The sequence below is a fragment of the Peribacillus tepidiphilus genome (assembly GCF_009466385.1).
Lineage (GTDB): Bacteria > Bacillota > Bacilli > Bacillales > DSM-1321 > Bacillus_BN > Bacillus_BN tepidiphilus.
Genome location: NZ_WIAQ01000033.1, coordinates 23001 through 30065 on the forward strand (window position 1 = coordinate 23001; position 7065 = coordinate 30065).

The 7065-nt window shown below is 38.9% G+C and carries 3 protein-coding genes and 1 other annotated feature; of the genes, 2 read left to right on the forward strand and 1 reads right to left on the reverse strand.

Annotated elements, in window-relative coordinates; all coding sequences use genetic code 11:
• The first annotated feature begins 126 nt into the window (after nt 1-126).
• A complete protein-coding gene (acsA, locus tag GD441_RS14725) occupies nt 127-1845 on the forward strand; it encodes an acetate--CoA ligase (RefSeq protein ID WP_153127190.1) in 1719 nt (572 codons plus the stop codon).
• Nucleotides 1846-2103: 258 nt separating this feature from the next.
• Here acsA and GD441_RS14730 read toward each other — a convergent pair whose 3' ends face one another.
• The gene (locus tag GD441_RS14730; RefSeq protein WP_153127191.1) at nt 2104-5034 is read right to left on the reverse strand and encodes a transglycosylase domain-containing protein; all 2931 of its coding nucleotides are present in this window, start codon (nt 5032-5034) and stop codon (nt 2104-2106) included.
• A 167-nt stretch (nt 5035-5201) separates the two neighbouring features.
• Nucleotides 5202-5424, forward strand: a binding site (T-box leader).
• Between the two features lie 53 nt (nt 5425-5477).
• On the opposite strand from GD441_RS14730, the gene tyrS reads away from it, so the two are divergent.
• Entirely contained in the window at nt 5478-6734 is a 1257-nt protein-coding gene (gene tyrS, locus GD441_RS14735; protein ID WP_153127192.1) for a tyrosine--tRNA ligase, read from the forward strand.
• Nucleotides 6735-7065 lie beyond the last annotated feature (331 nt).

Here is a 7065-nt window from a genome sequence, read left to right on the forward strand (position 1 = left end):
CGATTATTTTTTGTAAGAACTAACAAATATGTATTTTTGAAGGTAAAATATTTTAAAAATTGAGAATAGAAAAAATATATAATATAATAAAAATTGAATACTTAGAATAAAGGGGGATTTGGTTAGATGAAAGTGGAAGCGCTATCAGTCATACAAGGGGATTTTAATCTTAAGAATTATGAAGAAACGTACAAGCAATTTGATTGGTCAGAAGTAGAAAAAAACTTTTCCTGGTATTCCACAGGTAAAGTGAACATGGCTTATGAAGCAGTTGATCGTCATGCCGAGGGAGAAAGGAAAAACAAAGTAGCCCTTTATTACCGAGACGGGGTACGAAATGAAAAGTATACATTTAAAGAAATGAAAGAACTTTCCAATAAAGCTGGTAATGTTCTAAAGAATCTGGGCGATGTTGAAAAAGGAGACAGAGTTTTTATTTTCATGCCAAGATCTCCTGAGCTCTATTTTTCAGTACTAGGAGCTATTAAACTGGGTGCGATCGTAGGACCTTTATTCGAAGCCTTCATGGAAGGAGCTGTGCGAGATCGTTTGGAAGATAGTGAGGCAAAGGTGTTAATTACGACTCCTGAGCTTCTTTCACGTGTACCAGTGGATGAATTGCCTGCATTGAAGCATATTTTCCTAGTTGGGGACAACGTTCAAGAAGAAGGAAAGATATTGGATTTTAAAAAGCACTTCGAAGCAGCGAGTAACAAGCTGGAAATAGAATGGGTTGACCGCTATGATGGTCTGATTTTACATTATACGTCTGGATCTACAGGAAAGCCAAAAGGGGTATTGCACGTACATAATGCAATGATACAGCATTATCAAACTGCAAAGTGGGTTCTTGATATTAAGGAATCAGATGTTTACTGGTGTACGGCTGACCCTGGCTGGGTAACAGGGACATCTTACGGGATTTTTGGTCCTTGGTTAACTGGAACCTCAAACGTGATTGTTGGAGGACGTTTTAAGCCAGAAACATGGTATAAGACGATTGAAGATTATGGAGTAACGGTTTGGTATAGTGCTCCGACTGCGTTCAGAATGTTAATGGGTGCAGGAGATGAAATTATCAAAAAGTTTGATTTAAGCTCTTTAAGACATGTTTTAAGTGTAGGAGAGCCTCTGAATCCAGAAGTAGTCCGATGGGGTATGAAGGTGTTTAACTTAAGAATTCATGATACATGGTGGATGACGGAAACAGGTGCACAACTTATCTGTAACTATCCTTGCATGGAAATTAAGCCAGGTTCTATGGGTAAGCCAATTCCAGGAGTAAAGGCCGCAATTGTGGATGATCAAGGCAATGAGCTCCCTCCGTATCGGATGGGGAATTTGGCTATCAAAAAAGGTTGGCCGTCCATGATGCATACCATTTGGAAAAATCCACAAAAATATGAATCTTACTTTATGCCTGGTGACTGGTATGTATCAGGAGATTCGGCCTATATGGATGAGGATGGTTATTTCTGGTTCCAAGGTAGAATTGATGATGTAATCATGACAGCTGGCGAACGTGTTGGTCCTTTTGAGGTAGAAAGCAAGCTTATTGAGCATCCTGCAGTAGCTGAGGCTGGAGTAATTGGAAAGCCAGATCCTGTTCGAGGTGAAATTATTAAAGCCTTTATTGCACTTCGTGACGGCTATGAGGCATCTGATGAATTAATTGAAGAAATTCGCCAATTCGTTAAGAGAGGTCTTGCAGCACATGCTGCACCAAGAGAAATAGAATTCAGAGACAAGCTTCCGAAGACTAGAAGCGGGAAAATCATGCGTCGTGTCTTAAAAGCTTGGGAATTGGATTTACCGACTGGGGATCTATCTACTATGGAAGATTAATCATGTTAAAAAATCTGGCGTGGCATGGCTACGCTAGGTTTTTTCGTGAAAAGCTTGTTCTAATAAAATATTTTTAATTTCTGGTAAGCAGTTGAATATTTTGCAAAAAAAATATGGGGCTGTCCAATAAGTCGATTTTTCGGCTTTTGGATGCCCCTTTTAATGTTCAAGAATATTGATATATCAACATTCTTGATTTTCAATTTTTAATGACGTTGCCCTTTTCGGATAGCCCCGACCTTTTCATAATATACACGGTTAGGATTTGTTTTTATTATTAGTACCTTCTGAAGGTTCAGGAGGTACAGGATCGGTTGGTGGTTCGGTCGGTTTAGGATCTGTCGGTTTAGGATCCGTTGGTTTAGGATCCGTCGGCTTAGGATCAGCCGGTTTAGGGTCATTTGGTTTAGGATCCTTTGATGGATTATTCCCCCCAGGCGTTTTAGTTGGATCAGGCTTAGCTGGCCCTATAATAATCTTGTTAGAAGCAGGGGATTCCTTTCCAGCAATATCGACAGCCTTCACAACATATGTTCCGTTTCCGACTGTGAAGTTTAATGGCTCACTCGCTTTAATGCTACCCACTTTAACCCCATCTTTATAGATTCGATATCCGACTACATCCCCTTCAGGGTGGGCGTTCCAGGTGATGGAATGGCCTTTTGAAACAATCGAAGGTGCACTAGGAACCTTTCCATTATCCTTTAATATGTCATCGGCAGTCAAAAGGTTTTCAAATGATTTATTTTTCTTAAATAGTAGGCTGACGTCTTTAATATATCCACCACCAAGCTGCTTGAAGAAATTAGAATCTATCATAAATCCTTTTTCGGTAAACTCTGCTGGAGTAGAAGGGAGTGCTACATATCTCTTATCCTTTACAACCACGTATGTTCCGGAAGAAAAGCTTCCATCAATTTGTTTTGGTGCAAATTTAGCAGGGAATAAATCACTTATATATAATCCTGCTTTTTGGCATTCGTCAGCTGGCATTCCACCAATTGCACAGTAGGAACGACGAACAATTCCACCTGGCATTTCAAAGCGACTTGAAGGATCAATTAGCTTAGGATTTATATCATATGCTACATTCATTAGGTTTGCCCATAAATAAATGTTTCTTTTGCTGTAGTTTAAACCTTTATAGTCACGATCCAATGGTTTAGGAGTGTCGTATCCAATCCAAGTTCCAAATGTAACATTGGGATTGGATGCTACAAACCAAGCATCTTGGAAATCCGCACCTGTTCCAGTTTTTCCTGCAAAGTCAGAGCTGAATTTTAATCGGCTTCTTAAGGATGAGGCTGTGCCTCCATTTATAACATCACGCATCATGTCTATCATAAGATAAGCGGTTTGCGGAGTGAAGACATCGACAGCTTCACTTTTATGTTCATAAATGACTTCGCCATCGTTTGTTTCAATTTTTTCAATCATAAATGCATCGACAAATTTTCCACCATTTGCAAATGTTGCAAAGGCATTCACGTTTTCCTCTACTGTCACTCCTTTTGACATCGCACCGATAGACATGGCTGCATTGGAATGATCAGCTTCTGTTAAACTTGTAAACCCCATTTTTTCTAAGTAACTAGTAGGATGATACCCTTGTATATCTGCGTAAATTTTTGCAGCAGGGACGTTTATGGATTTTGCTAATGCATTTCTTGCGGTTGTCAGGCCGGAATAACTTTTTGAATAGTTTGCGGGTGCACCCTTTGCCCCCCATCCCGGCAACTTCATTGGAACATCTGCCAAAAGTGATCCAGGAGCGAGTTGTCCAAGCTCGATTGCTGGAGCATAAACAAGCAACGGCTTCATGGTAGAACCGTTAGGGCGAACAGAGCTTGTTGCGTGATTAGTTTCTTCACGGTCATGATCTCTACCGCCAACAAAACTAATAATTCGGCCAGTTTTATTTTCAATTAGCATGGCTCCTACTTCAACGGGTTCCTTGATTACTTCTTTTTCTTTTGTTTCAGGATTCACTACCACCGTATCCTTATCTCTTCCATAAAGCGAAAATTCATTTTTTACAGCTTGCATTTTATCATAAATCTTTTTGTCGATTGTTGTATGTATTTTATAACCGTTTTGCCTCAAGTTTCGGTCTGCTAAAGCATAGTATTGCTCTCGAAGAGCCTCATCTTTTTCGAGATCGCTTTCTTCATAGCCATCCTTTTTGGCGAGATGTTTCATTAGAATCTCTTTTGCTCTTTTCTCTACCTCAAAAGTAAGCCATGGATACTGTTCATGAGTTCTTGGCTTAGGAGGAATAAAATCTTTGGTAATATCATAGTTAACGGCTTTCGTGTATTCTTTTTCTGTAATGTAGCCACTGTCCCGCATCCTTGAAAGTACAGTTTTCATTCTATTTAGACCTGGTTGAAGATATTTTTTATCTTTCAACTTCCCTTTGTTGGTAAAAGGGGTATAGCCGAATGGACTTTGTGGAAGACCAGCAATAAAAGCTGCCTGCGGTAAGGATAAATCTTTCGCATCAACTCCGAAAATCCCTTGTGCAGCAGCTTGTACACCTGCAATATTGTTCCCTGAGGAGTTTCTTCCGAAGGTAGATACGTTTAAATAAGCTTCCAAAATTTCTTCTTTTTCAAAAAAGTTTTCTACACGAAGTGCCAAAAGGATTTCTTTTGCCTTTCGTTCAAATGAAACTTCGTTTGAAAGGATTTGGTTTTTGATCAGCTGCTGCGTCAATGTACTACCACCTGTTTGAACAGCTGAGTTCGTCATTTCCTGGAATATGGCCCGCAAGATTGCTTTTGGCACAACACCGTTATGCTCATAAAAATACTCATCCTCTGTTGCAATAACTGCATGAATTAAGTGCTCAGACATTTGGTCAAGAGTGATCTCTTCACGTTCCAAATCCGTTCTTAGCTTTCCTAAATAAACGTTATTGGCAAAATAAATGGATGAGGTTTCTTCATAGTTGTATAGATCTTTACTTAACTCTTCTTTTGGGCGAATCGGCTCGTCTTTTACTAAAGAGGCAAAATAGCCGGCACCCACACCACCAGCGAAAGCTGTACCTAATACAGCTAAAATGATGAATAATAATAATAAGTTCCAAACAACATGATATGTAATAGTAAAATATCGTTTAGATTTTGGAGTGATCAGAGCTTTTGCCTTGCTCCTCAGTTTCTCCAAAAAGGTGTTATTTTCCATGTTCTCAACCCCCTGAAATCAGATACATTATATCATAGAACACAATGAAAATATGACTTCTTTCAATATTTTTCAGAATTATCCAATTTTGGGGTATCAAGTTTCTGAAAAACACGTTTGACTTTTCATAAATCCTGTAATAAAATGCATACTATTAACTGTATATATGTTAGGCGATGATAGGAATCAGTAGTTTATCTATCCCTGTTTTAGAGAGCCGATGGTTGGTGAAAATCGGTACAAATAGATAAATGAATTACCTCCTTGAGCTTTTATCGCGAACTCTAATGAAGATAGTAGCGATAAACGGTGAGAGACCGTTATTTCTTACAAAGCGGAAGACGTTTTTGTCTTCAAGTTGGGTGGTACCGCGATTCATTCGTCCCTTCATTATGTGAAGGGGCGTTTTTATTTTTGAATAAATGATATAGGAGGATTTGTTTATGGAATTATTAAAAGACCTCGAATGGCGCGGAATTATTTATCAGCAAACGGATGAAGAAGGATTGAAAGAGCTTTTGGAAAAAGAAAGTATTTCGGTTTACTGTGGGGTCGATCCTACAGCAGACAGCATGCATATCGGTCATTTACTGCCATTTTTAACACTTAGAAGATTTCAAATGCATGGTCATCGTCCAATTGTTCTAGTTGGAGGAGCGACTGGGCTTATAGGGGATCCGAGCGGAAAAAAAGAAGAACGTCAGCTTCAGACAGTGGAGACGGTTCAACATAATGTAAGCTGCATTAAAAAGCAGCTTGAAACCATTTTTAACTTTGAAGGCGAAAACGGTGCCATCATGGTCAATAACTATGATTGGACGAGTAAAATTGATATTGTTACTTTCTTGCGTGATTACGGCAAACATATTGGAATCAATTATATGCTTGCAAAAGATACGATTGCTTCAAGGCTAGAAACAGGAATTTCCTTTACGGAATTCACGTACACCATCCTTCAAGCGATGGATTTCAATTATTTATATGAACACCATAATTGTAAACTGCAAATTGGCGGAAGTGATCAGTGGGGTAATATTACAACAGGACTTGAATTAATCCGGAAAATGCAGCCTGAAGGGGCAAAAGCATACGGTTTAACCATTCCATTAGTGACAAAGGCTGACGGAACGAAATTCGGAAAGACAGAAAGTGGTGCGGTGTGGCTCGACCCTGAAAAAACATCACCTTACGAGTTCTATCAGTTCTGGATTAACACGGCGGATGCTGACGTTGTCAAATATTTGAAATTCTTTACATTCCTTTCAAAAGAAGAAATTGAAGCATTAGAGCAATCAGTTGAGACAGAACCTCATTTAAGAAAGGCACAAAAAGCATTGGCGGAAGAGATGACGCGTCTTATTCACGGAGAAGAAGCTCTCCAGCAGGCCATCAAGATCTCAGCTGCTTTATTCAGCGGGGATGTGAAGAATTTAACGGCCTCTGAAATCATGCAAGGCTTTAAAGATGTTCCTTCTTATGAACAGAAAGATGAAAATGTTAGTCTTGTGGACTTGCTTGTAAATGCTAAAATTTCTCCTTCAAAGCGCCAGGCAAGGGAAGACATCACAAACGGGGCGATCAGCATCAACGGTGAAAAAGTTACGGATGTAGGCTATGTATTAAGTGATGCCGATAAAATCGAAGGGAAGTTTACACTTATTCGCCGCGGAAAGAAAAAATATACGTTAATTAAATACTAATATCCATGAAAGGGAATCAAGCTATATAAGTTTGATTCCCTTATTCGCGTTTTCAATCAGTCTGAATACGCGTAGTATGTAATTTGTTTAAAATCAAAAACCCTTTCCAAAATGGAAAGGGTTTTTGTAGAGTTAACGAGAGTAGAATTCAATAATTTCTGGCTCTATACTAAATGTGGTGGTCATGCTTATCATCTCAAGGGCTCAGATAATTCACAAAAAATGATTAAAAAATAACACCTTCTTCTCTCTCTTTGATAATCTAAAGTTGCCAACAATAGAAACCAAAGGGAGAGAAGATAGGTGCTTACTCATTCTATCATAAACTTAT